At 39.0% G+C, this 26,705-nt stretch carries 29 protein-coding genes; 21 read left to right on the top strand and 8 right to left on the bottom strand.

Translation table 11 applies throughout. The annotated features are described in order from the left end of the window. Positions 1–178 precede the first annotated feature (178 nt). The 6 genes from trxA to DD627_RS06375 all read left to right on the top strand — a co-directional run bounded on the left by trxA (position 179) and on the right by DD627_RS06375 (position 4,923). On the top strand, positions 179–499 hold the full coding sequence (gene trxA / locus DD627_RS06400; RefSeq protein ID WP_057783194.1) for a thioredoxin: 321 nt from the start codon (positions 179–181) through the stop codon (positions 497–499). A 4-nt stretch (positions 500–503) separates the two neighbouring features. Beyond that, positions 504–1,385: a DegV family protein gene (locus tag DD627_RS06395; RefSeq protein ID WP_057783196.1), complete on the top strand. Its 882-nt coding sequence runs from the start codon at positions 504–506 to the stop codon at positions 1,383–1,385. 98 nt (positions 1,386–1,483) lie between these two features. Then, complete coding sequence (gene map, locus DD627_RS06390) at positions 1,484–2,302, top strand: type I methionyl aminopeptidase (protein ID WP_068807631.1); 819 nt, start codon at positions 1,484–1,486, stop codon at positions 2,300–2,302. A 241-nt stretch (positions 2,303–2,543) separates the two neighbouring features. Further along, positions 2,544–2,684, top strand: a complete 141-nt coding sequence (locus DD627_RS06385) for a hypothetical protein (protein ID WP_286984602.1) — start codon at positions 2,544–2,546, stop codon at positions 2,682–2,684. A 164-nt stretch (positions 2,685–2,848) separates the two neighbouring features. Then, positions 2,849–3,679: a glutamate 5-kinase gene (proB, locus tag DD627_RS06380; RefSeq protein ID WP_260266997.1), complete on the top strand. Its 831-nt coding sequence runs from the start codon at positions 2,849–2,851 to the stop codon at positions 3,677–3,679. Further along, positions 3,676–4,923, top strand: coding sequence for a glutamate-5-semialdehyde dehydrogenase (locus DD627_RS06375; RefSeq protein WP_260274528.1), 1,248 nt, complete (start codon positions 3,676–3,678; stop codon positions 4,921–4,923). The genes proB and DD627_RS06375 overlap by 4 nt, the downstream gene beginning before the upstream one ends. A 59-nt stretch (positions 4,924–4,982) precedes the next feature. Here the strand turns inward: DD627_RS06375 and DD627_RS06370 are convergent, their stop codons facing one another. Continuing rightward, positions 4,983–5,360 carry a VOC family protein gene (locus tag DD627_RS06370; protein WP_068807645.1) on the bottom strand — a complete coding sequence of 126 codons (378 nt, stop codon included), beginning with the start codon at positions 5,358–5,360 and terminating at the stop codon, positions 4,983–4,985. 228 nt (positions 5,361–5,588) lie between these two features. On the opposite strand from DD627_RS06370, the gene DD627_RS06365 reads away from it, so the two are divergent. Then, on the top strand, positions 5,589–7,136 hold the full coding sequence (locus DD627_RS06365; protein WP_057783208.1) for an ABC-F family ATP-binding cassette domain-containing protein: 1,548 nt from the start codon (positions 5,589–5,591) through the stop codon (positions 7,134–7,136). Here the strand turns inward: DD627_RS06365 and DD627_RS06360 are convergent. From DD627_RS06360 to DD627_RS06350, 3 genes are all read right to left on the bottom strand, one after another. Then, a complete protein-coding gene (locus tag DD627_RS06360) occupies positions 7,079–8,263 on the bottom strand; it encodes a hypothetical protein (RefSeq protein ID WP_068807648.1) in 1,185 nt (394 codons plus the stop codon). The two genes, DD627_RS06365 and DD627_RS06360, sit on opposite strands and share 58 nt — an antisense overlap. Positions 8,264–8,437: 174 nt before the next feature. Further along, positions 8,438–9,346 (bottom strand): proline-specific peptidase family protein, encoded by a 909-nt coding sequence (locus DD627_RS06355; protein ID WP_057783213.1) that lies wholly within the window; start codon positions 9,344–9,346, stop codon positions 8,438–8,440. Between the two features lie 53 nt (positions 9,347–9,399). Then, the gene (locus tag DD627_RS06350; protein ID WP_147206713.1) at positions 9,400–9,960 is read right to left on the bottom strand and encodes a DUF5698 domain-containing protein; all 561 of its coding nucleotides are present in this window, start codon (positions 9,958–9,960) and stop codon (positions 9,400–9,402) included. 121 nt (positions 9,961–10,081) lie between these two features. Here DD627_RS06350 and DD627_RS06345 point away from each other — a divergent pair, with 121 nt between their 5' ends. After that, entirely contained in the window at positions 10,082–10,915 is an 834-nt protein-coding gene (locus tag DD627_RS06345; RefSeq protein WP_286984600.1) for a biotin--[acetyl-CoA-carboxylase] ligase, read from the top strand. A gap of 100 nt (positions 10,916–11,015) precedes the next feature. Here the strand turns inward: DD627_RS06345 and DD627_RS06340 are convergent, their stop codons facing one another. The 3 genes from DD627_RS06340 to DD627_RS06330 form a co-directional block, all read right to left on the bottom strand. After that, on the bottom strand, positions 11,016–13,454 hold the full coding sequence (locus tag DD627_RS06340) for a Xaa-Pro dipeptidyl-peptidase (RefSeq protein WP_260274527.1): 2,439 nt from the start codon (positions 13,452–13,454) through the stop codon (positions 11,016–11,018). A gap of 76 nt (positions 13,455–13,530) precedes the next feature. Beyond that, positions 13,531–14,190, bottom strand: coding sequence for a GNAT family N-acetyltransferase (locus DD627_RS06335; protein ID WP_068807657.1), 660 nt, complete (start codon positions 14,188–14,190; stop codon positions 13,531–13,533). A gap of 84 nt (positions 14,191–14,274) precedes the next feature. Beyond that, positions 14,275–15,678 carry an APC family permease gene (locus tag DD627_RS06330; RefSeq protein WP_057783223.1) on the bottom strand — a complete coding sequence of 468 codons (1,404 nt, stop codon included), beginning with the start codon at positions 15,676–15,678 and terminating at the stop codon, positions 14,275–14,277. Positions 15,679–16,153: 475 nt separating this feature from the next. On the opposite strand from DD627_RS06330, the gene DD627_RS06325 reads away from it, so the two are divergent. Next, positions 16,154–16,915 (top strand): bifunctional hydroxymethylpyrimidine kinase/phosphomethylpyrimidine kinase, encoded by a 762-nt coding sequence (locus DD627_RS06325; protein WP_260274526.1) that lies wholly within the window; start codon positions 16,154–16,156, stop codon positions 16,913–16,915. A gap of 4 nt (positions 16,916–16,919) precedes the next feature. Beyond that, positions 16,920–17,471, top strand: a complete 552-nt coding sequence (locus DD627_RS06320) for an ECF transporter S component (protein WP_260274525.1) — start codon at positions 16,920–16,922, stop codon at positions 17,469–17,471. A gap of 87 nt (positions 17,472–17,558) precedes the next feature. Here the strand turns inward: DD627_RS06320 and DD627_RS06315 are convergent, their stop codons facing one another. Next, a complete protein-coding gene (locus tag DD627_RS06315; RefSeq protein WP_057783230.1) occupies positions 17,559–17,738 on the bottom strand; it encodes a hypothetical protein in 180 nt (59 codons plus the stop codon). Between the two features lie 138 nt (positions 17,739–17,876). Between DD627_RS06315 and DD627_RS06310 the strand changes: the two genes are divergently transcribed. The 11 genes from DD627_RS06310 to opp4B all read left to right on the top strand — a co-directional run bounded on the left by DD627_RS06310 (position 17,877) and on the right by opp4B (position 26,694). Further along, positions 17,877–18,449, top strand: a complete 573-nt coding sequence (locus DD627_RS06310) for a guanylate kinase (protein ID WP_057783232.1) — start codon at positions 17,877–17,879, stop codon at positions 18,447–18,449. Positions 18,450–18,523: 74 nt separating this feature from the next. Further along, a complete protein-coding gene (locus tag DD627_RS06305; RefSeq protein ID WP_057783234.1) occupies positions 18,524–18,964 on the top strand; it encodes a Fur family transcriptional regulator in 441 nt (146 codons plus the stop codon). A gap of 112 nt (positions 18,965–19,076) precedes the next feature. Then, complete coding sequence (locus DD627_RS06300; RefSeq protein WP_260274524.1) at positions 19,077–19,559, top strand: hypothetical protein; 483 nt, start codon at positions 19,077–19,079, stop codon at positions 19,557–19,559. A gap of 19 nt (positions 19,560–19,578) precedes the next feature. After that, positions 19,579–20,445, top strand: coding sequence for a DUF6681 family protein (locus tag DD627_RS06295; protein WP_260274523.1), 867 nt, complete (start codon positions 19,579–19,581; stop codon positions 20,443–20,445). 198 nt (positions 20,446–20,643) lie between these two features. Then, positions 20,644–21,384: an amino acid ABC transporter ATP-binding protein gene (locus tag DD627_RS06290; RefSeq protein ID WP_057783240.1), complete on the top strand. Its 741-nt coding sequence runs from the start codon at positions 20,644–20,646 to the stop codon at positions 21,382–21,384. A gap of 14 nt (positions 21,385–21,398) precedes the next feature. Beyond that, positions 21,399–22,232, top strand: a complete 834-nt coding sequence (locus DD627_RS06285) for a transporter substrate-binding domain-containing protein (protein WP_068807670.1) — start codon at positions 21,399–21,401, stop codon at positions 22,230–22,232. Next, a complete protein-coding gene (locus tag DD627_RS06280) occupies positions 22,229–22,867 on the top strand; it encodes an amino acid ABC transporter permease (RefSeq protein ID WP_057783244.1) in 639 nt (212 codons plus the stop codon). The genes DD627_RS06285 and DD627_RS06280 overlap by 4 nt, the downstream gene beginning before the upstream one ends. 13 nt (positions 22,868–22,880) lie before the next feature. After that, positions 22,881–23,534, top strand: a complete 654-nt coding sequence (locus DD627_RS06275) for an amino acid ABC transporter permease (protein ID WP_260274522.1) — start codon at positions 22,881–22,883, stop codon at positions 23,532–23,534. A 250-nt stretch (positions 23,535–23,784) separates the two neighbouring features. Beyond that, the gene (locus DD627_RS06270) at positions 23,785–24,783 is read left to right on the top strand and encodes an ABC transporter ATP-binding protein (protein ID WP_260274521.1); all 999 of its coding nucleotides are present in this window, start codon (positions 23,785–23,787) and stop codon (positions 24,781–24,783) included. Continuing rightward, a complete protein-coding gene (locus DD627_RS06265) occupies positions 24,783–25,730 on the top strand; it encodes an ATP-binding cassette domain-containing protein (protein ID WP_260274520.1) in 948 nt (315 codons plus the stop codon). The genes DD627_RS06270 and DD627_RS06265 overlap by 1 nt, the downstream gene beginning before the upstream one ends. A gap of 4 nt (positions 25,731–25,734) precedes the next feature. After that, positions 25,735–26,694, top strand: a complete 960-nt coding sequence (gene opp4B, locus DD627_RS06260; protein ID WP_260274519.1) for an oligopeptide ABC transporter permease — start codon at positions 25,735–25,737, stop codon at positions 26,692–26,694. Positions 26,695–26,705: the final 11 nt, after the last annotated feature.

Raw genomic sequence — 26,705 nt, 5'->3', positions numbered from 1 at the left:
CCGCTCACTTTTTTAGGACAGCTCCTTGCAGCAGACTTACCAATATAATCATGCCTAACCGCAGGATCACGATCCCGCTAGCGGCACAATTATATTGGTAAGCCAAACGCTGCAATCCGCTCACTTTTTTTCATTATGCTATAATTCATTCATAAGCTTCACAAACGGAGGAAATGACATGGCTGTTACCATTACAAGTTACAATATTGATGAAGAAACGGCTGACGGGCTTGTTCTTGTTGACTTTTGGGCCCCTTGGTGCGGGCCTTGCAAAATGCTTGAACCTGTCCTTGATCAGCTTGAACCTAACTACAAAGGTAAAATTAAATTCGGTAAACTCAACGTTGACCATCAACAAGAAATTGCCGAAAAGTATAAAATCATGAGTATTCCAGCACTAGTTTTATTTCGTGATGGGAAGGCCGTTGAAAAAGTCACCGGCTTTTACCCTCAAGACAAGTTAACAAAATATTTGGATTCCAAAGTGGAGACTAGGTGACAAAATGAAAATTGCGGTTGTTGTCGATAGTTCCGCTAATATTCCTGAAAAATTAGTTCGTCAGTATCATTTAATCGTGATCAATCAACCCATTCTTTTTGGTAATCATCTTTATCGAGAAGGAGTTGATTTATCATCTTCTGAATTCTATAAAAGACTCAGAAATGATAAAACAGTTCCCACCGCCTCACAAGTTGCCATGAGTGAAATGCAAGGCGTCTTTACCGACCTTGCCCATCAAGGGTATGAGGCCGCAATCTGTGTGGGTGTTTCTGGTGGGCTTAGCGGGTTTATTACCAATTTGAAGGCTTTCGCACCTTCCGTCAAGGACTTAGACGTTTATGCCATTGATTCAATGATGGCATGCGCTGCAGAAGGTAACCTTGCCTTACTTGCCGCGGCCCTTGTTGATCAAAACTATTCAGTTCATGATATTTTAAAACAAGTTAAGAAGTTACAAGAAGCAACCCATTTTCTGCTTGTTGTTTATAATATGCGTGCGTTATCCAAAACAGGCCGTATTATGAGCCGTTCTCCATTGATTGGAGCAATTTTGGGCACACGTACAATCCTAACGTTTAATAAAGCCGGGAGATTGGCCCTTGTGACGAATGCCCATCATATGGATAATGCGTTTAAAAAAGTGAAATTAATGATGGATGAAAAACTATTGAACAGTTCAGTTAAGCAAAGAATTAGTGTACTAGATGCCAACAATAGTGAATTGAATCAGGAATGGCAATCGGAAATAAGAAACCAATATCAAACGGCCACAATTGAAACTGGTGAGATTGGCCCATTTATGGGTGTCCATACGGGTGAAAAGTCAATGGGCATCGTTTGGGCGCCAGATTGGCAAGATTTTCTTGGTAGCGACGTGCACTAGCAAAGCATAATTGTTTGTGAACAACGGCTTCAACTGAACCAAACGTTTGACTTGTGCTAAGATAGAATTGATGAATTAAAAAATTGGGAGATAGTGAAATGATCACATTAAAATCAGAACGAGAAATTAAAGGAATGCAAAAGTCTGGTGCCGTTTTGGCTGGCATGCATATTGGGTTACGAAAGATTATTAAACCCGGAATTTCAAGTTGGGATATTGAAAAATTTGCGTTACGTTATTTAGCTGAAAACAATGCTAAACCTGAAGAAAAAGGGTTTGAAGGCTATGAATATGCTACTTGTGTCAGTGTTAACAATGAAGTTTGCCATGGTTTTCCACGAAAAGATCTTTTAATTAAAGATGGTGACTTGGTTAAAGTTGATACTGTGGTTAGTGTGGATGGGTATATGTCTGATTCTTGTTGGGCTTATGCGGTTGGCAATGTGAGTGATGAAGTTAAGAATTTAATGGATGTCACTAAAAAAGCGTTGTATCTTGGAATTGATCAAGCCATTCCTGGCAATCGAATTGGTGACATTGGTCATGCAATGCAGCATTACATTGAAGACGAAAATGGTTACGGTGATGTTCGTGAATTCGTTGGTCATGGTATTCAGCCAACAATGCATGAAGATCCAATGGTTCCTGGCTACGGTGATGCAGGCCGTGGCTTACGTTTAAAGGCTGGCATGACGATCACAATCGAGCCTATGGTTAATACAGGTGATTGGCGTTGTGATACTTCTGCTCCTGATGGTTGGACTGTCACAACTATGGACGGCAGTTTAAGTTGTCAGTACGAACACACTTTAGTTGTTACAAATGATGGTCCCAAGATCTTAACTTCACAGGATCCTGAATTTGATGCTAAGTATTTGTTGGAGCCCGATTTTGATGCAAAAAAATTATTAATCTAAGTATTTTGGAACAAATCAAAAGTTGGTTTACTTTTAAGTAGCCAACTTTTTTGTATTCCGGATAAAACGAAGTATTAATGTAAAGTTTGAGTAGAAAAGCGAAAGTAAATCTTTTCAGATAAAGAGAAGGCCGATAACTTTCTAATTAGGTATAAGAGTCAAAAATTTAGGAGGTAACGGCATAGAAATTATGGAAGTTTTAAAGGAGAGTCACGATTTATGTGATGTGGAAAAGAATTTAATGATTCAATACCAGGCATTGATTTCAGATGTTTTAGGCAAAGCATGGATAAATTTTGCAGATGCCCGTCTCCGGGCAGTAGTCTTAACAGACGGTTCGCAAGCGACCTCACACGGCCCCACGTCAACATCGGAACGGTAAATAATGATCAAAAAAATTAGGCTTTAACTAGTTAGAGCCCTATCTACTAAATTTTGATACATACAAGCGAAGACGAATACTTGGACAAATTCGTGAATTCCGGTATGATAGTACGCGTGTAGATTAATAACGAAATGAAACTTTTAAAATGAAATGGTGGCAGCATGAATAAACGAAATTTAGATGCAAAGAGAATTGTAATTAAAATTGGAACTAGCTCGCTGTTGTATCAAGACACCAGTAAATTAAATTTGCGTTCAATTGAGCGTCTCGCGTTTGTATTGAGCGACTTAAAAAACCAAGGCAAGGAGGTTGTTTTAGTTTCTTCAGGTGCAATTGGTGTGGGGATGGGACGACTGGGTTTGTCAAAAAGACCAGATACAATTCCAGCTCAACAGGCAGTTGCTTCTGTGGGACAAGGCGAGTTATTAGGCATTTATGAGCGTGAATTTCAGCACTATGGTAAATCAGTAGCCCAAATGCTACTGACACGGGATGTACTAGTGTATCCCCAAAGTAAAAAGAATGTGTTCAACGCTTTTCAAGAGTTATTAAAAATGAATGTGATCCCAATAGTAAACGAAAACGATACAGTTTCAGTTGATGAATTGGATCACAAAACCAAGTTTGGTGATAATGATCAGTTGTCTGCCATTGTTGCAAATTTAATTGATGCTGATTTGTTGATCATGTTGTCTGATATTGATGGCTTTTATTCAGGAAATCCTTTGTCTAATCCAAACGCTGAGTTGTACCACACGATTACAAACATTGATGGGTCGATTATTCAGGCTGCCGGCGGTGTGGGCACAAAGTTTGGAACAGGCGGAATGGTTACGAAACTAAAGGCTGCCAAACGAATTTTGAAAAATCATCAAAAAATGATACTGGCAAATGGCAAGAATCCACGAATTATCTATAATATTTTGGCGGGCGATCCAGTTGGAACCCTTTTTGAACCAAAAGAAGTTGTCACGAAAGAAGGACTAGCATGATCACATTAACGCAGATGGGTCAAAATGCAAAAAATGCAGAACAACAGCTTTCCCAATTATCAACAATCAAAAAAAATCAAGTTTTGAAGGCTATGGCACGAGAAGTACGAAAAAGTTCAGATGCTATTTTAAAAGCAAATGCAATTGACATGCAAGATGCCGAAAAAAATGGTGTTAAAAAAGTTATGTTGGATCGTTTAAAACTTGATGATGACCGTATTGCTAGCATGGCAGATGGCTTGGAAGAAGTTGCGGGATTGGCCGATCCAATTGGTGAAGTTCTGAAGGGATGGACTACCGAAACGGGATTGGATATTTCCCAAGTTCGGGTACCATTAGGTGTGATTGGTATGATCTATGAAGCACGGCCAAACGTAACGGTTGATGCAGCTGGATTGACGTTTAAATCCGGGAATGCGGTCATTTTACGTGGCGGTAAAGAGGCCATTCATTCTAATCAGGCGCTTGTGACGGCGCTACGAACTGCCTTAAAGACCGAAACAATTGCAGAGGATAGTATTCAACTTATTACCGATACTTCCCATGGAACGGCGACCGCTTTAATGCAACTGACAGCCTATTTGGATGTGTTAATTCCTCGAGGAAGTGCCAAGTTTATTCAAATGGTTGTTCAAAAGGCTAAAGTCCCGGTAATCGAGACAGGGGCAGGTAATTGTCATGTTTATGTCGACGAGGGGGCTGATTTACAAATGGCCACAAATATTATTGTGAATGCCAAAACACAACGCCCTTCGGTATGTAATGCCATGGAAAAATTGGTGGTAAATGAGGCAGTGGCTGAGGAGCTATTACCAATGGTTGCTAAAGCCTTAAAGCCGTTTAATGTTGATTTACGCGGGGATGAACGGGCAAAGTCAATTTTACCCGATATTAGTTTGGCAACTGAAGAAGATTGGGGAACAGAATACAACGATTATATTATGGCTATAAAAGTGGTTGATGATTTGGATCAGGCAATCGACCATATAAATCGTTATAATACCAAGCATAGTGAAGCCATTATTACAAACAACTATGCACACAGCGAGCAATTTACCAAAGAAATTGATGCAGCGGTTGTCTATGTGAATGCATCGACCCGGTTTACGGATGGCTATGAATTTGGATTTGGTGCTGAAATCGGCATTAGTACTCAAAAATTGCATGCCCGTGGACCAATGGGCCTTAATGAAATCACGTCAACTAAATATGTGATTCGTGGAAACGGACAAGTACGAAAATAGAAAAAAGCTTTTGGCTGGTTAGAATTAGCTAACTTTGCCAAAAGCTTTTTTAAGTGAAACTAGTAGTTACTAATTTCGATTAAATTGGCGTCTGGGTCACGGACATAGACGGAAGTGAGTTTGCCGTGAGCGCCAGTTTTTTGAACTGGTCCTTCAATAATGTCGACATAATAACTCTTGAGATGGTTAATCACTTCGGGAAGTTTGTCTTTAACCACAATGCAAAGGTCAGCAGAACCCGGTGTTGGTTTATCAGCAACGGGTTCATGTGGTTCGTCGACAAGCTGAAAGTTAATTTTTTGTTTGCCACAAAGAACGGCTTTTCGATCGGCATCAAACGTTAAGATTGGCATGTCGAAAACTTCATGATAGAAACGCAGACTTTTTTCGATGTCAGTAACTGTTAAAACAAGGTGATCAATTTCACGAACGTTCATGATAGAAAACTTCCTTACTAAAGTATGATTAATTTAATAACAATAGTATAGCATAATCTATATTTGAAAATAATTTGAGCACCAGTTAAAAGCTATCCCTGATGAAATTGTAAGCACTATCTTTTTAAAAAGTGTGATTGGCTGGTGAATTGCCTTAGTTGACGGTGTTTAGACCTTTGTGATACGGTTGTTATTAGTTGTTTTAGGAACGGATAGAAAGTGAGAATTATGAGTATATTATCAGTAGCAAACTTATCCCATGGATTTGCGGATAAAAAATTATATGACGATGCCGGTTTTGAACTGAACAAACAAGATCATATGGGGATTGTTGGTCAAAACGGGGCAGGGAAAAGTACCTTAATTAAAATTTTAACAGGGACAATTTTACCTGATGAAGGCAGTGTGAAGTGGCAAAATAAGGTCACTTATGGTTATTTGGATCAGTATGCGGATATTCCAGATGGCGATACCCTTTATCAATTTTTGACTACGGCGTATGCCCATTTATTTGCCTTGAAAGATAAAATGGACAAGTGCTATGCGGATTATGCCGAAAATTTAGATGATGACCTATTAGAAAAAGCTGGCCGAATTCAAGAAACCTTGGAAGCCAATAACTTTTATGATATTGATACGGAAATTGCTCGTGTCATGACAGGTCTGGGTTTGGACGATATTGGTCGTGATCACATTGTCAGTGAAATGAGTGGCGGACAGCGGTCAAAGATTATCTTGGCGAAACTCCTTTTGCAGAATCCTGATGTGTTACTTTTGGATGAACCGACCAACTACTTGGATACTGCACATATTGACTGGCTAGAAAATTATTTAACCAACTTTACGGGAGCCTTTATTGTTATTTCCCATGATTACGACTTTTTGACTGAAATTACGAACTGTATTTGTGACGTAGCGTTTGGAAAAATTACGAAATATCGTGGTAATTTCAAAGCCGCAATGAAACAAAAGGATGCCCGAAAAGAGGCCCAATTGAAGGCTTTCGAGAAGCAACAGGTTGTGATTGAAAAAGCTGAAAAATTTATTCGAAAGAACAAGGCCGGTTCTCATTCGACAATGGCGAAGTCTCGAGAAAAGATGTTGTCACATCTAGATCGGATTGATCCACCAAGTGAGAATTTGCGTTCACACTTTGATTTTCCCTATCTGGAAACAGGTTCACAAAATGCCGTCGCTGTTAAAAAGTTGGCTGTGGGTTATGGAAAACGTCAATTACTTGAACCAGTTACCTTTAGCTTGACGGCCGGCGAAAAGATTGCCTTTTCTGGATTTAATGGAGCTGGTAAATCAACCTTAATTAAATCAATTTTAGGAAGAATTCCGGCTTTAAGTGGCACAACAGTCTTTTCTCCATCTTCTAAAGTGAATTATTTCAGCCAAGAGTTAATCTGGGATAACCCTGAATTGAATCCTTTGGAAACAATTCAAGAAAAGTATCCCACAATGTTACCCAAAACTATTCGAACCAAACTTGCAAAATGCGGAATCAATGCGGCTGATACCCAAAAGCCAATGCACATTTTAAGTGGTGGTGAGCAAACAAAGGTTAAGCTTTGTTTGTTGGAATTAGTTGAGTCTAACTTTTTAGTGATGGATGAACCGACGAACCATTTGGATGACGAAACGAAAGCTGCTTTGAGTGAAGCCTTACAAAAATTCAAGGGTAATTTGATCGTTGTCAGTCATGAGGACGGTTTTTATACCAACTGGATTGATAAAGAATTAAATGTTGAGAAATTACGGATTGATAAATAAGGACCAGAAACGTAAAACGGAACAGAGAAATTTTTCTCTGTTCCGCTTTTTAGTTCATTTTGAGATTTGGTTAGGTGGGTCTGGATAATCGAATTAGGGGTCGATTCTGATACTGTAAGCCGTGTCTGTATGAAACCTTGGCCAATAGCACAAACAACGAGCAATAAGATGAGCAATCCACTAAATACGGGATGTTTAGACTTTTTTGGCGGAGACTGGTTAACCGTTAGTTTAGACGTATGCCATAAATTGACAAAGAAGTTTGGGAGATACCAAATCAAAATGAGATCAAAAGCAATAAGTAAAAATTGCAGCACATTTGGCAAAGTAACCAAAACCGAAGAAATTTTGATCCCACCGGAATTGTTTGCATAGGGGAGAACTGTCATTGAATTCCCTACTTTTTGCTGATTATAAAAGTAGGTGGGCACATCCCGGATAACTCTTTGATCAATTCCCAAATCGTTTTGAAATTTCAGGGTAAGATTGTTTGTAGTGTAAGAAGCCTGTCCATAACGGGTTCTGGTTTTAATGTTAGTTTGCTTTTTTTTCACGATTTTAGCCTTAGTTGGAATGGTATAAGTTGACGATTGAAAAAAGTCAAAGGCTAAGGGCTCAAAATAGTTAGTGTAGCTCCATTGGGTTAAACCTATCAATACTAAAAGTACTGTGATTAAAAGATCTAGATGTACCAAGTTATATAGCACAGTTGGATTTCCCAATTTGAAATGGGCAATTCCTTTTAAAATAAGACGAATTAAATAACTTATGGTAACTAAGAGCGAACCACCAAGAAAGAGGGGTAAAGATCGCCAATCAACTTTTAAAGATTTGACTGCTAAACGATCATCATAGCGGTGATAAATTGTTCTTGTAATGGCCAGATTTTCGGACTTAGCCCAGGCTTGGTAGTCATTCTTAGTTAGTATAATATGCTTATCATCGCTTGTTTTTCCTTGATAACCGGTTATCTTTCCGTACCTGTTTTGAACGACTGTAATTTGATCAATCGTTTTTGTGCCAACAGGATGCACATTTTGAAAATTATCCTGGCATAAAGATAACCCAAAAATGGCAAACAGAAAACATAGGGCATAGATAAACTCTTGTTTTAATTTTGTCCACATAAGGTGAGACCGTCACTTTGCTTGAATTGTAAGCTGTTAAAAGTTTAGCACACTTTTGTCTACAATTTTCAACTAAATTGGGGAATACTATTAAAAACACAAAAAATCTGAAATTAAGATTATCATCCGAGTCATTTCCGAATGTAACTTAATTCCAGATTTTTAATTTGATATTTAGAATTTGCCACTTTCAACATCACGAAGATAATCAGCAAGGTGTTTGAAGTAAACAGGTGCGTTATCAATCATGTGATGATGGCCACCGTTTGGTGTTGTGACTAAACGAGAATTAGGAATTGCTTGTGCCATCCGTTGTGCAGATTTCAATGGCATGGTTTCATGTTCACCAAAAGTTAACAAAGTTGGCACTTTGATCTTGTGGATTTGATCGCGGATATCCCATTCTTTAAGTTTTCCAGTCACAACAAATTCATTGTCACCTTGGAAAGCGTTGTAAACTGGAACAGCCATTGTATCCACCAAATGTGAAATTGCTGGTGGCTGTTTGCGATCCACATAGCCCTTATTTAAAACTTCAACAAGTTCTTGGTAACGGGCATTATGCCAGTCGCCATTCTTTTCACAATCGCGCATGAACTGAGCGTCTTTAGGTGAGAGTGCCTCGTCACGAATGGCATCTTGATGTTCGAGATATTCATCAATATTATCAACCATGCTGGAAATAATGGCACCCTTCAAATGACTGCCGTATTTCAACGCATAGAGCATGGTTAAAGCGCCACCCCAGGATTGACCAATTAAATAAAAATGATCAATGCCGAGTTTTTGACGAACTTCTTCAACTTCACTCAAGAAATAGTCATAAGTCAAATACTTATCAGCTATTTTAGGATCTGAATAATCAGGTTGATCAGAATACCATGACCCTAATTGGTCATAATAGTGTACCTGAACATTTAACCCTTGTTTCTGGAGTTCATCATGAAAGTTTTCCCAGTATTCATGATTGCCACCGGGGCCACCATGTAAGGCTAGCAAATGAATTTTGCTATCTTCACCGTCTGTATGTGTCCACAAATGATAACCGTTATCCAATGTGATAATTTTTGTTCCTTGTTTCACCAGATCACCCTATTTCGTTTTAGTTAACCCTTATTCTAGCAAAAGAACCGCAACTACTCAATATTTCGGTTCCGGTTTTGGGCCCGTTTTCGCATTGTTTTTCGCCAAAATCCACCTTTGATGAATTTTGGTTCGTAGGAAATAATAAACGCGTCGGGATTATTATCCTCAATAAAACTGTAAAGATGTTGTTCCCGTTTTCGGGGAGTTAAAATTTCAAACTCAAGGCGAGCTCCTTCACGACCCTGGGCATTTTTAACGGTGACTCCATAGCCTTCAGCACGAATGGTTTCTGCAAATTGCTTACTTTCATCAGTTTTTGGTAGAATCACATTAACGTCCAACAACCCTAAGCGCAATTTATCTTCTAGCCAGGTGCCAAAGTAAATACCGGCCGCGTAACCAAGGGCATAAGCAGCAATATTCAATACATTGTTGAGTTTGCTTAATACTAAGCTTAAACCCACAACGTAGGTCACAATTTCGGCAATTGATAGCAGGGACGCCCAGAATTTATATCCCTTCATTTCCAATAGTGTGCGGATAGTATTCATTGTGATGTATGCAAAACTCAAAACGAAAATAAGTGCGATTAAACCATAATTCATGAAGATGCCTTCTTTCTTTGAGGATTAATATGGTGCAGTATAACAAAAATAATGGGAACCCGGCAAGGTGGAAAAATATTTTGCCTTGTTTTTCGATTGCCTAAGTTCTTGTTCTAATGGCAATCAATTGGTAGAATTAACTCAAAATTGCAGACAGGGGACGGTTGCTATCAAATTCGATTCAAAAATGGTTGAACAAAACTTAATTCAAGCTGGGTTAGCCATCCAATTGCATACGTTTGATCAGATTGATTCCACCAATGCTGAAGCAAAACGTGTGGGTCAACAAACAGGCAGAATCACGCAGCCGCAGGTATTTATTGCGAATCATCAAACCGGTGGCTATGGGCGTTTAAATCGCGATTTTTATTCACCAAAAGATAGCGGTCTGTATGTGAGTTTTTTAATCCCAATCGCGGCTGAAAACTTTAACCCAGGGCTGTTGACTACAATGACTGCCGTGGCTAGTGTGGAAGCCATTGAAAAACATTTCCCGGTCCGGTTACAAATTAAATGGGTTAATGATTTGATTTTGGCAAATCGAAAAGTGGGTGGAATTCTTGCCGAAGCGATCACAAATCCAGTAACTAACCAAATTATAGGAGTTGTCATTGGAATTGGCGTAAATTTAAGCACAACTAATTTTCCGGATGAGCTTCAAAAAGTTGCTATTTCACTCAGCAATCGGCCAGATGCCAAGGATCAAACGGCTTTTGTAAATGACTTTATTACTAACTTTTTTAACCATTTAGAAACCTATCAAACTGGTGATTTCATGACCCAATATCGAAAAAAGTCTTCCGTAATTGGACATCATGTTCGCGTACAGTTTCAAAATAACACAGTGACAGGTGTCGTTTCAGATATTGATGATGACGGTGCGTTGCTATTGCAAACGGACAATCAGAAATTGAAAATTACCAGTGGCGAGATCATTCACGTGCGGCCAATAAATGAATAAGGACAAGAAAACAGGCTGAAGGAAAATCCTCCAGCCTGTTTTTAGGTTCTGAAACCCGTTTAGCTACGATAACTAAACGATTCAAAACGCAAACTGTCAACTATTTAATTGGTAAACTCATTTTGCACTTGTTAATTTGTAACGAGTACTGCAGTTCTTGGTTACCACGAACTGTGGTACCAAAATCAGTGGCATACACAACTAAACCAAGTTGATGGCCTGCCAACAAGTGATAGAAAGTAGGCTGCAATTCAACCGTCAAGTCGTAAAAATCATTGGCCTTCAGTTCGTCAACTTTATAGTTATTTTTGCGGTTTTGTAAATTAATATGTCCATTCGTAATCATCTTCCAAGGTGTGGCTTCTTTTTGCAAAGTGAACTCGCGAAGATTATCACGTCGCCAATCATAAGTACCACTTAAAGCTTTAGAAGCCAAAATGGTTGGATTGACAGTTAGTCGTTTGGCATCCCCAAAATCAACCAACTGGAAGCTCAACATGCCAAATGGTTCGTTAACTGCCACCCGAATTTGTAATTGAACACGACCGTCAATATAAGTATCTTGATCATATTGACTAGTTTTGAAAATTAAGCGATTATCACGCAAACGGTTCTCACCAGTTGTATCGTGGTTGGTGGTTAATAAATCGCGTTCCCAAACATCAAGATGCTTCTTATAGAAGTCAAACGTATCAGGATCTAGGTGATCACTGAATGAAGCGGCAGCGGTTCGGACTGGCACTGTTTCAGGAACTAATTCTTTGGCTTCAAAATTGAAGATTTGGTGGTTATCCTTTGGTGATTGCCAGTCTTCATACGTGTTCCAAGTTTCTGGTTCAACGTTATCTTGAATTAAAACGTCTGGAAGTAACTCTTTGGCATGATTTTCAATTCCAAACAGTTCATGACTAAACCAAAGATTCATCATATCAGTGAAATCCAGTGAACGAAAGGCATTAATGTAAATGTGTTGGCCCTGATGCAAGATTAATTTCTTAGCAACAGGTACATCACGAAGTGCGTTCCAAAGATTGCCCACATTACGAGGCTTGACGTTCCAGTCATTTAAACCGTGGACCATCACCATGTCAGCTTTGATGTTTTTAACGTTATTCAGATAGTTCCGTGTATCCCAGTAGTGACTGTAATTACCAGTCGTGCGATCCTGATCTTTCGTCATGGCGGCTAAAACTTGATCAAAAAAGGCTTTGATCTTAAGATAGTCACCAGGTTTTTGCATGCGACTAAAGACTTCAGTTGCGAGTACATCCATATCTTCACCTTGGAAGGTATTTGGGGCAGCGACTAAACCGCCATCTCGGTAGTAATCGTACCAACTTGAAATTGCGGCTTCAGAAATTGCAGTTTTCAATCCAGCTACTCCGGTCGTAGCAGCGGCAGTGGCCAAGGTACCAAGGTAAGAACGACCGGTCATTGCAATTTTGCCATTCGACCACCAAGCTTTAATCGCAATATTATCGGTTCTATTGGTGAAAGCCGTGCGATTGCCAGCTAGCCATTCGATAACGGCAATTGTCGAAACAGTTTCAGAGACGGCTCCGGTATCGCGAATCCCGTCTGAGTCTTTAGTTCCAATTCCAGCGGCATAAACAACTGCGAAACCACGTGTGAGAAAGTAGTCGTTTAAAGTATAAGGAGCTTCCATCGCAAAGGTCTCGTCAGCTTCCTTTTGTTCGCCTGCAATTTGACGTTTCGCTGGCAAGGGCTTTGGTTCGTCTTGATAGTGAATATCTTCATAGGTCAGCTCATTTGGTTCTTTTTCCTCCAGCGGCACATCCACGTTGTGCATCATTGCGCTACCGGCTTCATCGTTGATTCCTTGATTATAAGGACTAGCGGTGTATAAAACAGGTGCCTTAAAGCCCTGTTCAGTTTGACGAGGTCGAAGAATTTCTACCTTGAGTAAATCTCGTTTGCCATCTTCATCGGTATCCAAAGGGGCTTCCACATAAACAACATCGCGAATTAACTGATGGGGATCAAATACAGCCTGTGCCTTGCCGTTAAAGAAGAGGGGTTCTGTGGCTTGCTCATAAAATGGCACAAAATAGCCATCTTGCGTTAATTTATCTAAATAAGTTTGACCATTTTTTGTGTGCGTACATAAAAGCAAATACCACGCGTGTAACAGGTCGGCTTTGGACTGGATCAAGTCAGAAACAGTCGGTAGTTGAATCCGTTTCATAGCCTGCAAAGGTTCGTCAAGCTCAAAATCAGTGTCAACATCGAACTGCAAAAGCTGCAAAGCAACACAGTAAAAGACTTCATTGGTGATTGGTTGGGTGTTTTCCAAAAAATCTCCCAGTGTTGTGGTGGGAGTAGCTAAATAATTATCTAATTTTTGTTTAAAAACCGTTTCACTTTTGGCTTCTAAAATAGTTTTGTGTAAGAGAACTTTCCAAACTGCGATTGGGCTCTCTAACTTATCAACAGAATCATCGATAAAGTGAATAGCTCGTAATTCTTTGAGTTCGGTTGCGGGATCCACTGTTTCAATAGCGAATTGATTATTTTTCATAATATAAAAAACCTCCGAAAAGTTGTATGGCACCAATTATACGCCAATATAAGTGAACTGGTGACATGTCTGAAAACTAATTTAAATCTAGTAGGTAAATATGTTCTTGAACCACTTTAGTTACGTTTTGAAGAAGTGCAATATTTTTCTTTTGTCCTACGTAGTAATTTTCGTCTCCGTTTTTGGCGTAAGGTATTTCTTGATTAAATTTTGAAAAAAGGGCTACTTCGCACTGTTTTTTGATTTGAGTTCGAGAAAAAGTTGGTACTAAGTTTTTGGGACTTGAGCCGTAAACAATATATCCGCCAAAGCATAGTTTTGCGCCAACTGATTGATACAATCTATTGGCTGGCTTATCGCTTAACGTGTAGATGATTAATTTTCCACCATAAGACTTTAGTTGTTTTTGTGCCTCCCTCAGTAACCGTTTTGCGATACCTTGTCCTTGATAATCTGGGTGAACCGCCATTGTGTCTAGGGTTGCTAATGGGGTATGTGGTTGTAGATTGTATTCCTTTGTTCGTTTTAAACTATCCTTTAATAAAATAATATCGGCAATTCCAATTACCTTTCCGTTTATTAGTGCAACTAATGACAAAGATTTGTTATCTGGAGCGGCTTCTTTTTCACCAGTGATTTCATCGTTAAATGCACTTCTCATATATGCTAACGCCCGACAACGTAGCCAGCTTTCTAGCATGCTCGGTTGAAACAATGTAATTATGATTTCAGCCATGAAGATTACCTTCTTTCTCAGTTTTCAAGAATAAAGTTAAAAAATAAGGCTGGAAAATTATTTCCAAACCTTTTGTGTCTATAATTATTGAGAGTCATCTTTTTGTGCTAATTGACTATGATGAATACCATAGGTAAAGTAAATTAATAAACCAAATGCAAACCAGACAAGGGATGCAATCCAAGTTTCAGCGGAAAGGGTTGTCATTAGAAAGATACATAATAGTCCAGAAATAATAGGTAACACTGGATAAAAGGGAACTTTAAATCCATGGTTAGGAATATCCTTACGTTTTCGTAGTGGAATGATTCCAAATGAAACAACGGTAAAGGCGATTAAAGTTCCGATATTAACTAGGTTGGTTAATTGATCTAAGGGAACTAAACCACCCAGAATGGCAATTACAATCGTAACAATCGTCATGGCATGCAGTGGTGAGTGATTTTTTGCACTAACTTCGCCAAGTGTTTTTGGTAGAAGGCCATCACGTCCAGTTGAGTACACTAATCGTGAGCTACTGTAAATCATGGTGACCATCATGGTAGTCATCCCTGCAAGGGCACCTAGTGAAAGTAAACCGGCCATCCAGTTCTGATTAACTGACTGTAAAGCAAAGGCAACTGGATCAGCAACGTTTAATTTTGTGAAAGGAATCATTCCTGTCAAAACAATAGAAACGCCGATGTACAAAATAGTGGCAATAATTAAAGTACCGATGATACCAAATGGCATGTTACGATCGGGATTCTTAACTTCTGCCGCAGAAGAGGAAACAGCATCAAAACCAAGATAGGCAAAGAACACAGTTGAAGCACCCTGGAACATTCCCTTTACACCAAAAGGTAGGAAAGGATGCCAGTTTGTTGGTTTGACGTAAAAAGCACCTACAATAAGGAAAAGCACAATAATGGCAATTTTCACAACAACCATGATGTTATTGATTCGAATGGAAGATTTTAATCCTTTAGATAAGAAAAAGGCAATCAAACATACGATAATAACGGCCACAATGTTGATGTAAGTTCCATGAGCAGGATCAAATGGACCAGATAAAGCCTGAGGAATGTGAATACCGAATCCTGAAATGAAGGAACTAAAGTAGGCAGACCAGCCTGTGGATACAGCTGCAACGGCCAGGACATATTCCAAGATTAAGGCCCAACCAAGAATCCAACCAATTAATTCTCCGAAGATGACGTTACCGTAGGAGTAAGCACTACCGGCAACGGGAAGGGCGGAAGAAAATTCAGCGTAGCACATGGCAGCGACGGAACAGACGATGGCAGCAACCACAAAAGAAAGAATAATGGCAGGACCAGCTTTGGTTGCGGCGACGGTTCCGGGCAGGATAAAGATTCCGGTACCAATGACGGCACCGATTCCGAGGGCGATTAAATCGCCACCGGAAATGGTTTTTTCAAAACGATTATCGCGTTCAATGTAACGATCACGACTTTCTTTGCGGAAAAGGCGTCCGCGTAATGACATAAACAACACTCCCTAGATATAGATGATCAAATTTAGTTAACTTATTAGACTATATCTAGTAAAAGATTAAAAGTCAATGAGAAAAAGAAAGTGAACGAAGCAAATCGATAGGTTTAGATAGTTAAGCAGGGTGGAAGCGGGATCGCAATCCCGCGGGAACCCTGCTTAACTATCTAAACCTGATTTGCGGAGTTGTCCTAAGGCTCAGCGGAAAAAGAGAGTGAAGGATGGGTGGAGGCGGGATCGCAATCCTGCAGGAATTATGCTTAGAAACTTCTGGCTGTTCTTCTGAGTTGTCCTAAGGCTCAACGAGGATCGATGTTTCTGCAAGTAATAGTTAGTGAACAGGCCTTGAGTACTAATCATGGTATAATGTAAAAAATTGTTTTGATGGGAGGGGATCAAGATCAAGCAAACGTTATTAATTGAGGATTTATCATCTGTAGGATCAGTTTCATTAAGCATAGCGATTCCAGTGATAACGGCATTTGGCATCCAGCCAAGTATTTTGCCATCTATGATTCTATCAACACACACCGGTGGTTTTGGTAAACCTGCAACGCTGTCTGTGGCGAAAAACTTCTCTAAATTTCAAAAACACTGGCATCAAGCAGACGTGGGCTTTGAGAATATATTAGTTGGTTATCTCGGAAGTGAAACGCAAGTTTATGAAGAGATTCATTTACTACTGGAGCAAAATGTTTCAAAGTTGGTGGTCCTTGATCCAGCTTTTGCGGATCATGGCAAATTATATTCTGGCATGGCACAAAGCGTGGTGGATGACTATTTGCTACTTTGCCGACATGCACAAGTGCTACTACCCAATTTGACTGAAGCCTGCTTTTTAATTGGTCAAACTGTTCCCATCACTATAGATGAACAACACCTAAGTATTATATTAGAAAAATTGAGTCAAAAAACTGGGGTAGCCGATGTTGGCATTACTGGCGTTGAACTAAACAATCAAATTGGCACAGCATTTTTAAGTGACAAAAGCTTCACCTATGTATCTTCAGCAAAAATCAGCGGAAACTTTTTTGGGACCGGGGACCTTTTTTCAAGTTTAGTGTTTGGGTTTCTTTTAAGTGGTGATACTTTTTTAATGGCACTAAAATTGGCGAACCAATGGACAAGTGCGGCAGTAACAGATACTATCAAACAGTTTTCACGAGATTCACGGATAGGAATTGTTATACCATCAGTTTTATCAAAGATATTAACGTATAAGGGGAGTTAGAGTTATGCATAATAATCAATTAAGAAAAATTGTTGTGACGGCGCTATTTGCCGCGATTATCTTCATTGGAATTTCTGTTTTCCAAATTCCCATTCCAGCCTTAATCGGGAGGCCATTTGTGCATTTTGGTAATGCTTTAACTGCATTGGCCATCATGTTTCTTGGTTTTGGTTACGGGACTTTAGCTGGTGCCATCGGTTTAGGATTGTTTGATGTGACCCATGGCTATGCCAGCACTGCCTATCTGACGATCCTCGAGGTTGTCATTGTGGCTGCGGTAGTGACACTGGTATTTCGGTTATTACGCCGGGATGACACAAAAAAATGGCATATCGTCGTTGTGGCATTTGTGGCAGGCTTAACGAAGATTTTTACGTCGTTTGGAAACTCGTTGATTGAAGGTGTGGCGTATCAAGGTATGCAGTGGCACGCGGCAGTTGTTGGCGCGATTGCAAGTGAACCAGCCACCATCGTTAATTCAATTACGACGTTTGTGTTAGTGATGATTTTATACTATCCATTAAAGAAAATTTTAAATCGTTCTGGATTATTGTAAAAAAAATTAGAACAATAACGCGGTATCTTTTATTTAAGGTACCAAAGTTATTGTTCTAATTTTATTTTGGCGTTAGCTACTGCCGATTTATGCATCTTGTAAATTACCTTGAATAGCCATGATAGTTTTCAAGTTTTGCACAGCAGATTCAATGGTAATTCCGGTTGCTTCAAAATTTGGGTTGGTCTTATCGTTGGCGATAAAAACTTGTTTTTCAGTGTCGAGTGCGATGGTGAACCAATTGTTACTGTATTTTTCAAAGGTCATAATAATAACCCTCCTTAGTTTTATTTTTTTAGTTGAAAAGATTTCAGAAAATCAAGAAATCGCTTACATCAAACTTTTTTTTTTATTCTACAGCATGTTACAATAAAAGACAACACATATACTTATGGAGTGAAAAAATTGACTAATAAAATCATTGTAATTACTGGGGCAACTGGGACTGGTAAAACAACAGTTAGTGACTATTTAAAAACCTATTATCGCGTGCCACAAGTCATTACGCATACGACGCGACCGGCGCGTAAGGGCGAAGTGAACGGAAAAGATTATTATTTTGAAACAGATCGCAGTTTTTTTGATAACCATTATCTTGAAAACGTCGTGTATTCGGGTTATCATTATGGTTCTTCTTATGAAGGATTGGAGATTGGTTGGCAACGAAATCCGCTAGTCAGTATCGTTCTCGATACCAAAGGTGCCGTGACTTATGAGCAACAGTTGGGTGAGCAAGTCGTTGTTTTGTATTTAACTGTTTCCAATCATACTAATTTGGTCAATCGACTGAAAAAACGAGGCGATGATACTGAAATGGTGCAAAAACGAATTGCAAGTGAAGAATATCAGCGTGATTTGCAATTGCCACAGGAATTAAAAGGAAAAGCCCATGTGATACTAAATGATCATTGGGAAAACGCACGCAAACAGATTGATGTGATTATGCAAGAATTAACAAATTCGGTAGCCAATCAATAATCTGTCATGTTTGGGCTAATTATGATAAGCTTTCTAAAGAGTAATTATTACTATTTAAAGTTAGGGGAACAAACATGGATACAAAAGTAGCACAAGCCATTGAAATTTTACAACAAAACCATTTTAAAATAACGAAACAGCGACAGACACTTATTGAAATTATGGCACAACATGAAAATCATTATGTGGATGTGACCCAAGTGGATGAACAAATGCGATCCAATTATCCGAAGATGAGTCATAATACGGTTTATCGTAATTTGAAGGAATTCGAACAGATTGGTTTAGTGGAACAAATTATTAAAGGTGAACACGCTCAGGTAAAATACCAATGTGATGTGACGCATCAACATCATCATCATTTTATCTGTACCAACTGCGGCAAGGTTGAAGAAGTTGAAATGTGTCCTTTAGATTTTTTTGAGCGTCAACTACCGGGTTACCAAATTTCTGGTCATCGCTTCGAACTTTACGGCTTATGTGCAGATTGTGCAAAAAAAATTGGGACTGTTTAAGGCTTTGTTTACAAATTTAAAGAATTAATATGGATTTAATGTTTAGTCTTTAAAATGACAGTGAATTTGTTAAAGTTTAACTAACCATTTAAAAAGGGGAGGAGAAGAGGCTATGGCATATCGAACGCCACCATTTATTACACCATTTGCAATTGTAAGTATTTTGATTGCACTGAGTGCCACTAATGTTGTGGTAAATAAGGTGACTGGCACAACAGACGGTGGAGCTGTGAGTGCGCAAACAGAATCAGTCAATAAGGCTTCATCATCAAGCAAGAGTAATAAAGATTCTTCAAAAAAGGAAAGTTCAGATAGTAGCAAAGAAAGTAGTTCCAGCGAGGATAGTTCCAGTAGCTCTTCTGATCCAAGTAGTTCGTCTAGTTCGTCAAGCTCTGATGCGATGCAAAGTAGTTCGACGGATAGTTCATCCGCAAATTCTGCTTCAAGCACTTATTCAAGCAGTGCGTCTACAGCCAAAAAGGCAAGTAGTTCAGCGGCTACCCAGTCGTCTAGTGCTGCTAGTTCAACCACTAAAGCAAGTTCGTCAAGTAGTAGCACCCCCACAACTACAACGCAGGATAATACAGACGATTAATTGGAAGGAGTGATGGAAATTGTTTACAGTCATTGATATGATTAACCACTATTTAGGGTATATTAATGTCAACTTAAAACTAAAAAACCGGATTTATACAATTATCGGATTTGTTGGTAATTTCTATATGTTGTACCTGGCTTTCCGTTTCTTCGAAAATGGTCGTTGGGTGCGAGGTTTAGGATTTATTGCGATTTTTCTGATTTTTCTATATTTCCTGATCATGAATATCTTTTTTTATTTCACAAAAAAGGCACCGCCATTTGATATTTCGCCTAAAATCGAAAAATTATTAGATGGAAAACCACGTGAAGTTTCAGAAAATGAAGAGTTACGTCAACGTTTGCATCAACATGAACGTGGTCGTCGCGCAATTGTGCCATCAACTGGTATCTTTGAAAAAAACACAATTTTACCTGCGACAATTAAGTCGACGCAACGCGAAGTATACAATATTAATCAGTTGGCTGAACAAATGATTCAAAATAATTTTGCAATGGCAGATTATGAAGGCCTTTCGGATGATGAAATTATTACGCATCTGCAGGATTCAAATGATTCAGCAGTTTATGCAATTGGCGAAGGAATTCCGTTTCCATATTTTGAGCTCCGTGAAGAAAACGGCGAGGCAAATATTTATGCAGGTATGAATCAAATGAATTTATACCGGATCGGTCACGTTGCTAGTGTAGGATTGTCTAATTATTTTGATGCGAAAAAACAGTATCAGCTTTATCTGGCACAGGCCGTTTTGATTGGCGGTCAACGTAAATTTGCCGGGCGCTCAACCTTGATGACCGAGGAGTCACCATACGCTGCAAAAATTCAAATGGCGTATCAAAAACGAGATAATAATGGAACTCAAACAAGACGTAGATCGTACTAGATTTTGGTTATTGTTTGATAAATAAAAAAGGGAATCTGTTGAATTGACCAAAATTTTGACAGGTTCTTTTTTGTACTTTAAAATTGATATAATGGAAGTATGTATTACAGTATGTAATCTGGGGATGAACACAAATTTTCTGGTATTCCAACCGCAGAGTGCTAACGTAATACATAGAAAGAAAAAGAGGTAAGACTAATGTCAATGATCGAATTTCACGATGTCGAAAAGTACTATGGAAAATTTCACGCACTGCATAATATTAATTTAACGATTGAAGCGGGAGAAACTGTGGTTTTAATCGGTCCTTCTGGTTCAGGTAAAAGTACTTTGATTCGAACAGTTAATGGTCTGGAACTTATTAATAGTGGGCAATTAATCGTTGATGGCTTTGATTTAGCCGACAGAAAAACGGATATGAACAAGATTCGGAAAAATGTCGGGATGGTTTTCCAGCATTTTAACCTCTATCAAAATAAGACGGTGCTTGAAAACATCATGATTGCACCGCGAATTGTCTTGAAACGTAATGAAACTGAGAATAAAAAAGTGGCAATGGAGCTTTTAGATCAGGTTGGTTTGGCGGATAAAGCGGATAGCTATCCTGCACAACTATCTGGTGGACAATCACAACGAATTGCGATTGCGAGAAGTTTAGCTATGCATCCTAAGTGTATTTTATTTGATGAGCCAACGTCCGCACTGGATCCTGAAATGATTGATGATGTTTTGAATGTTATGAAGGATATTGCTCGCGATTCCAGTATGACCATGTTGGTGGTTACGCATGAAATGGGATTTGCCCGTGAAGTGGGAGACCGTGTTATTTTTATGGCTGATGGTCGGATTTTGGAAGATGACTCTAAAGAAAGTTTCTTTGATGGCCAGCCAACAAATGAGCGTGCCCGTCAGTTCCTTAGCAAAATTATTAAGCACTAGAGGGGGCATTAAGCATGAAAAAATTAATACGTTATTTAGGCTTGCTCACCTCACTGTGCTTACTAGTTTTAGTACTTAGTAGTTGTGGGACGAAAAAAGCTGCTAACCAAAGTGTTTTGAGCCGCGCCAAGCAAACAAACACGATTGTCTGGGGAGTTAAAGCAGATACCAAATTGTTTGGACTGATGGATGTTCAGGATTCTCAAATTAAGGGTTTTGATGTTGACATGGCCAAAGCAATTACCAAACAAATTTTGGGACCTTCAGGTAAAGCCAGCTTTATTCAGGTATCTAGTCAAACTCGAATTCCTCTGTTAAAAAACGGTAATATTGATGCCGTAATTGCAACCATGACCATTACCCCAGATCGGGAAAAGGTGGTTGATTTTTCTAATCACTATTTCAATGCCGGCCAGTCATTGTTGGTCAAAAAGGGAAGTTCAATCAAAAGTGTCAAAGATTTAAATGTATCGGGTACCCAAGTTCTGGCGGTAACTGGCGCTAATTCTGTAGCTAATTTTGAAAAAGTAGCGCCTAAAGCTAAGGTTCTGGAATTACAAGATTATGCCCAAGCCTTACAGGCATTGAAATCTGGGCAAGGGAAGGCATTAACTACGGATAACGGCATATTGCTAGGGATGGCAGTTGAAAATCCTGGGTATAAAGTTGTCGGTGGTGCCTTTACAAAAGAGCCATATGGAATTGCAGTTAATAAGGGGCAAAAATCCTTTGTTAACCAAATTAATGTGGCTTTGAAAGAACTTCGTAAAAACGGGCAGTATAACAAAATTGTTAAAAAGTGGTTTGGTAATATCGCTGGATTTGACTATAAGGAGGCAGAAAAATGATTAGTATAATCGCAAATCATTGGCAAGATCTTCTGTATGGTTTAGGCCAAACCCTATTGTGTAGTATTTTAGCCCTATTTTTTAGTTTGATCATCGGATCGTTTTTCGCTATTTTTGAAGTGGTGCCAAGTAAAACTTTACGGGTGATCGCCAGAATTTATATTGAAGTTTTCCGGAACATTCCTTTATTGGTTATTACCATGTTCTTTTACGTAGTCATTCCCATGTTTTTTGTGAAGGTAAATGGGTTCACTGCCGGAACAATTGGGCTAACCATTTACACTTCGGCATTTATTGCAGAAACGGTGCGTTCAGGGATTCAATCCGTGGATTCTGGACAAATGGAAGGCTCTCGCGCAAACGGGATGACATTCACTCAAGCTATGCGTTACATTGTTTTACCACAAGCATTTAGAATTGTCATTCCACCATTGGGTAATCAGTTTATTAATCTGGTGAAGAATTCTTCTGTACTTGCCTTCGTAGCTGGTTTTGATTTGATGTATCAAGGCAATACAATTGCTTCTACAAGTTTTGATACGTTAAACGCGTATTTTGTGGTGGGTGTTTTGTATTTAATCATCACCATGCCGTTAAGTTATTACATGCGCTATCTCGAAAAACGATTGGATTAGGGGGTGAAGAAAAATGCAAAACTTTATTAATGCGTATTCTTGGGTTGACCTCCGTTATTTATTAGAGGGTCTGTGGATTACAATTGAAGTTTCGGTCATCTCAATTGTGTTTAGCTATATTTTAGGTGCTATTCTGGGGTTGATTCGGTACATTAAGGTGAAATATTTATCCGCCGTTGTCGGTTTTGTTATTGATTTAATCCGAAATTTGCCACTGTTACTGATCATTTTCTTCACCTACTTTGGGTTGCCAAATATTGGCATTCGTTTAAATCCAATTTGGTCGTCCATTTTGGCAATGAGTATTTTCGAGTCAGCAATGTTAGCGGAAATTATTCGAAGTGGTATTGGCGCCGTAGATTCAGGCCAAATGGAGGGTGCTCGTGCCAATGGATTAACTTATTGGCAAGCAATGTGGCACATTGTGTTACCCCAAGCTCAGATAAAAATGATTCCAACGATTGTAAGCCAGTTTATTTCACTGATTAAGGATACGTCATTGGCAACAATCATCGTTTTGCCAGATTTGATGTATCACGCGCAGATTATCTATGGGCAAAACAGTAATTACATTTTGCCAATGTTTTTAGCCTTGGCAGTGATGTATTTTGTGGTCTGTTATCTCCTTTCGATTTTGTCACACTATTTGGAGAAACGTTTGGCGTAAAAATTTAAAAATATTATCATATTTTTGTAACAAGACTCATAATATTAATTTATTATGAGTCTTTTTGTTGTATCTAATCATTTGAAATTTCCTATTGTTAACGGGATTTTGGCGAATTTATATAAGGCATAGTTGATTGTTAAATACAAAATAAGGGTTGAATTTTCATTTAGAAGAACTATAATATTATCAAATCTTAATTTTATTAATTGTTTTCTAATTAATTGCTAGAAGGAGGAGTCAGCGAAGTATGGGAGAAGAACTTTTAACGATCGATCATTTACACACAGCGTTCAAACATGGGACTGAATATTATGATGCTATCGATGATGTTTCATTAAAAATACATAAAGATGAAATTCTGGCAATTGTCGGTGAATCAGGTTGTGGAAAAACAACCCTGGCTAAAAGTATTATTGGACTACATGATTTAAAAAGAACAAAAATTTCTGGACATATCGGGTTTGAAAATGAAGAACTAGTTGGTGCTTCACCTGCAAAGTTCGATAAATTACGCGGTAGTGAGATGGGGATGATTTTTCAAGATCCATTAGCTGCGTTGAACCCCTTAATGCGTGTTGAAGATCAGGTGCGTGAAGTGCTGGATTATCATACAAATTATTCTGCAGAAAAGAAACACAAAATTGTGTTGGAGTTATTAGACCAAGTTGGATTGGAGAATCCAGAACGTGTTGCTCGTCAATTTCCCCATGAGCTATCTGGTGGGATGCGTCAACGGATTATTATTGCGATTGCAATTGCGTGCAAACCTGAATTAATTATTGCTGATGAACCAACTACAGCTTTGGATGTGACGATACAGGCTCAAATTTTGGATCTACTTCGAACGATTCAGACACAAAACCATGCAGGTATCATTTTAATTACCCATGATCTTGGAGTTGTGGCTGATACAGCAGATGAAGTTGTCGTCATGTATGCGGGCCAGGTGGTTGAACGAGGAAGTGTTTCTCAAATTTTTAATCATCCATTGCATCCATATACGCGCTCATTACTGAAATCAATTCCACAAGCAGATCATCCAGGAGATCGCTTGTATGCGATTGAAGGCTCAGTACCACCATTAACAAAGATGCCACATGATGGTTGTCGTTTTGCACCAAGAATTCCATGGGTTCCTGAGAGTGCTCATGAAAAGAAGCCAACAATGCATGAACCAGAAGAGGGTCACTATGTTTTGTGTACCTGTTATCAAAGTTTTAAATTTGAGAATGGGGAGGCCATCTAATGAGTTTAGTTGAAATTAAAGATTTAAAAGTTCATTATCCAATTCGTTCCGGTTTTTTTAATCGTATTCATGACTATGTATATGCGGTTGATGGTGTCAATTTTGAAATTGAACCGGGGCAAACGTACGGATTAATCGGCGAAACGGGATCCGGGAAAACGACGATTGGTCGTTCCATAATCGGTTTGGAAAAAATAACATCCGGTCAGATTTTATTTAATGGAAAAGATGTTTCGACTAAACGAGAACGAAAAGCCGTTCATTACAATCGCGATGTGCAAATGATTTTCCAAGATTCTTTATCAAGTTTGAATCCTAAAAAACGAATTTACGATATTATTGCAGAACCTTTGCGAAATTTGGAAAAATTAAGTGATACAGAAGAAAAGCATCGTGTTCGTGAATTACTAGATACAGTTGGTTTGGGAGATGACGACCTTTTCAAATATCCATTTGAATTTTCAGGTGGTCAACGACAACGAATTGGGGTCGCCAGAGCAATTAGTACCAATCCTAAGTTAGTCATTGCTGATGAACCTGTTTCTGCGTTGGATCTTTCGGTTCAAGCACAGGTTTTGAATTACATGCAAGAAATTCAAAAGCAATTCAATATTAGCTATTTGTTTATTTCCCATGATTTAGGGGTTGTGCGTCACATGTGTGACAGCATGGCGATTATGCATCGTGGCCGTTTCGTTGAGTTAGGAACGCGGGATGATATTTATAATCATCCACAACATATTTATACCAAACGCTTGTTAGCAGCAATTCCGGATATCAACGTGGACCAACGTGAGGATCATCGTAAACATCGAAAAGAAGTTGAAAAGGTGTTTGATACGGAACAAAGTAGGTACTATGACAAGAACGGACGAGTTTTACCATTGCAACAGATTTCAGAAACACATTCGGTAGCTCTGCCAGAAGATCAAGTGAAGGGGGAGTGAGCTTATGTGGAAAACGATTTTACGACGGGTTGTAATTATGATTCCGCAAATTGTCATTTTGAGTTTGTTGGTATTCATTCTAGCTAAGTTTATGCCTGGTGATCCGTTTACTGGATCCATCACACCGCAAACCGATGCCTCTCAGTTACATGCGCTGAAGGTTCAAGCAGGACTGTATGATCCTTGGTACACCCAGTATGTTCGTTGGGTGGTAAATATGTTCCATGGTGACTTTGGAACAAGTTATCAATTCAAAGAACCGGTCATGGCCGTAATTGGTGGTCGTGCGGTTAATACCTTATGGCTGTCATTGTTCACAGTTATCCTAACCTATCTAATTGCCATCCCACTAGGATTACTAGCGGGACGTTACGAAGATACAAATTTGGATCGGGGAATCATGTTTTTTAACTATGTGACGTATGCCATTCCACTGTTTGTTTTCTTGGTTCTGGGCCTTTGGTTGTTTGGCTATGTGTTAGGGTGGTTTCCAAGTGGTGGTTCCATTTCACTGAGTGCTAATGGATTTTTCGGAAATGCACTAAGTCGACTTTATCATATGATTTTACCTGGTGTTTTGACAGCCTTACTATCAACGACAAGTACCGTTCAATACCTTAGAAGTGAAATTGTAGATCAAAAGCATCAAGATATGGTTGCAACGGCTCGAGCAAAGTGTGTTCCCGAGCGAAAAGTGTTTTCACGTCATATTCTAAGAAATTCGCTTTTGCCAATTGCTGCATTTATGGGATATTCCATTACAGGCTTGTTAGGCGGTTCTGTCTTCGTTGAACAGATCTTCGTATATCCCGGGATGGGACAGCTATTCCTAAACTCAATCAGTAATCGTGATTTTTCAGTGATCACGGCCTTAGTTATGATTTATGGAATCTTGGCATTATTTGGAACTTTGTTGTCAGACATCATTATGAGTATTGTTGATCCAAGAATTCGGATTAAATAGGAGGGAGCTAA

This window comes from Pediococcus sp. (genome assembly GCF_003533255.1).
Classification (GTDB): domain Bacteria; phylum Bacillota; class Bacilli; order Lactobacillales; family Lactobacillaceae; genus Pediococcus; species Pediococcus parvulus.
This window is presented reverse-complemented; position numbering and strand designations above follow the sequence as displayed.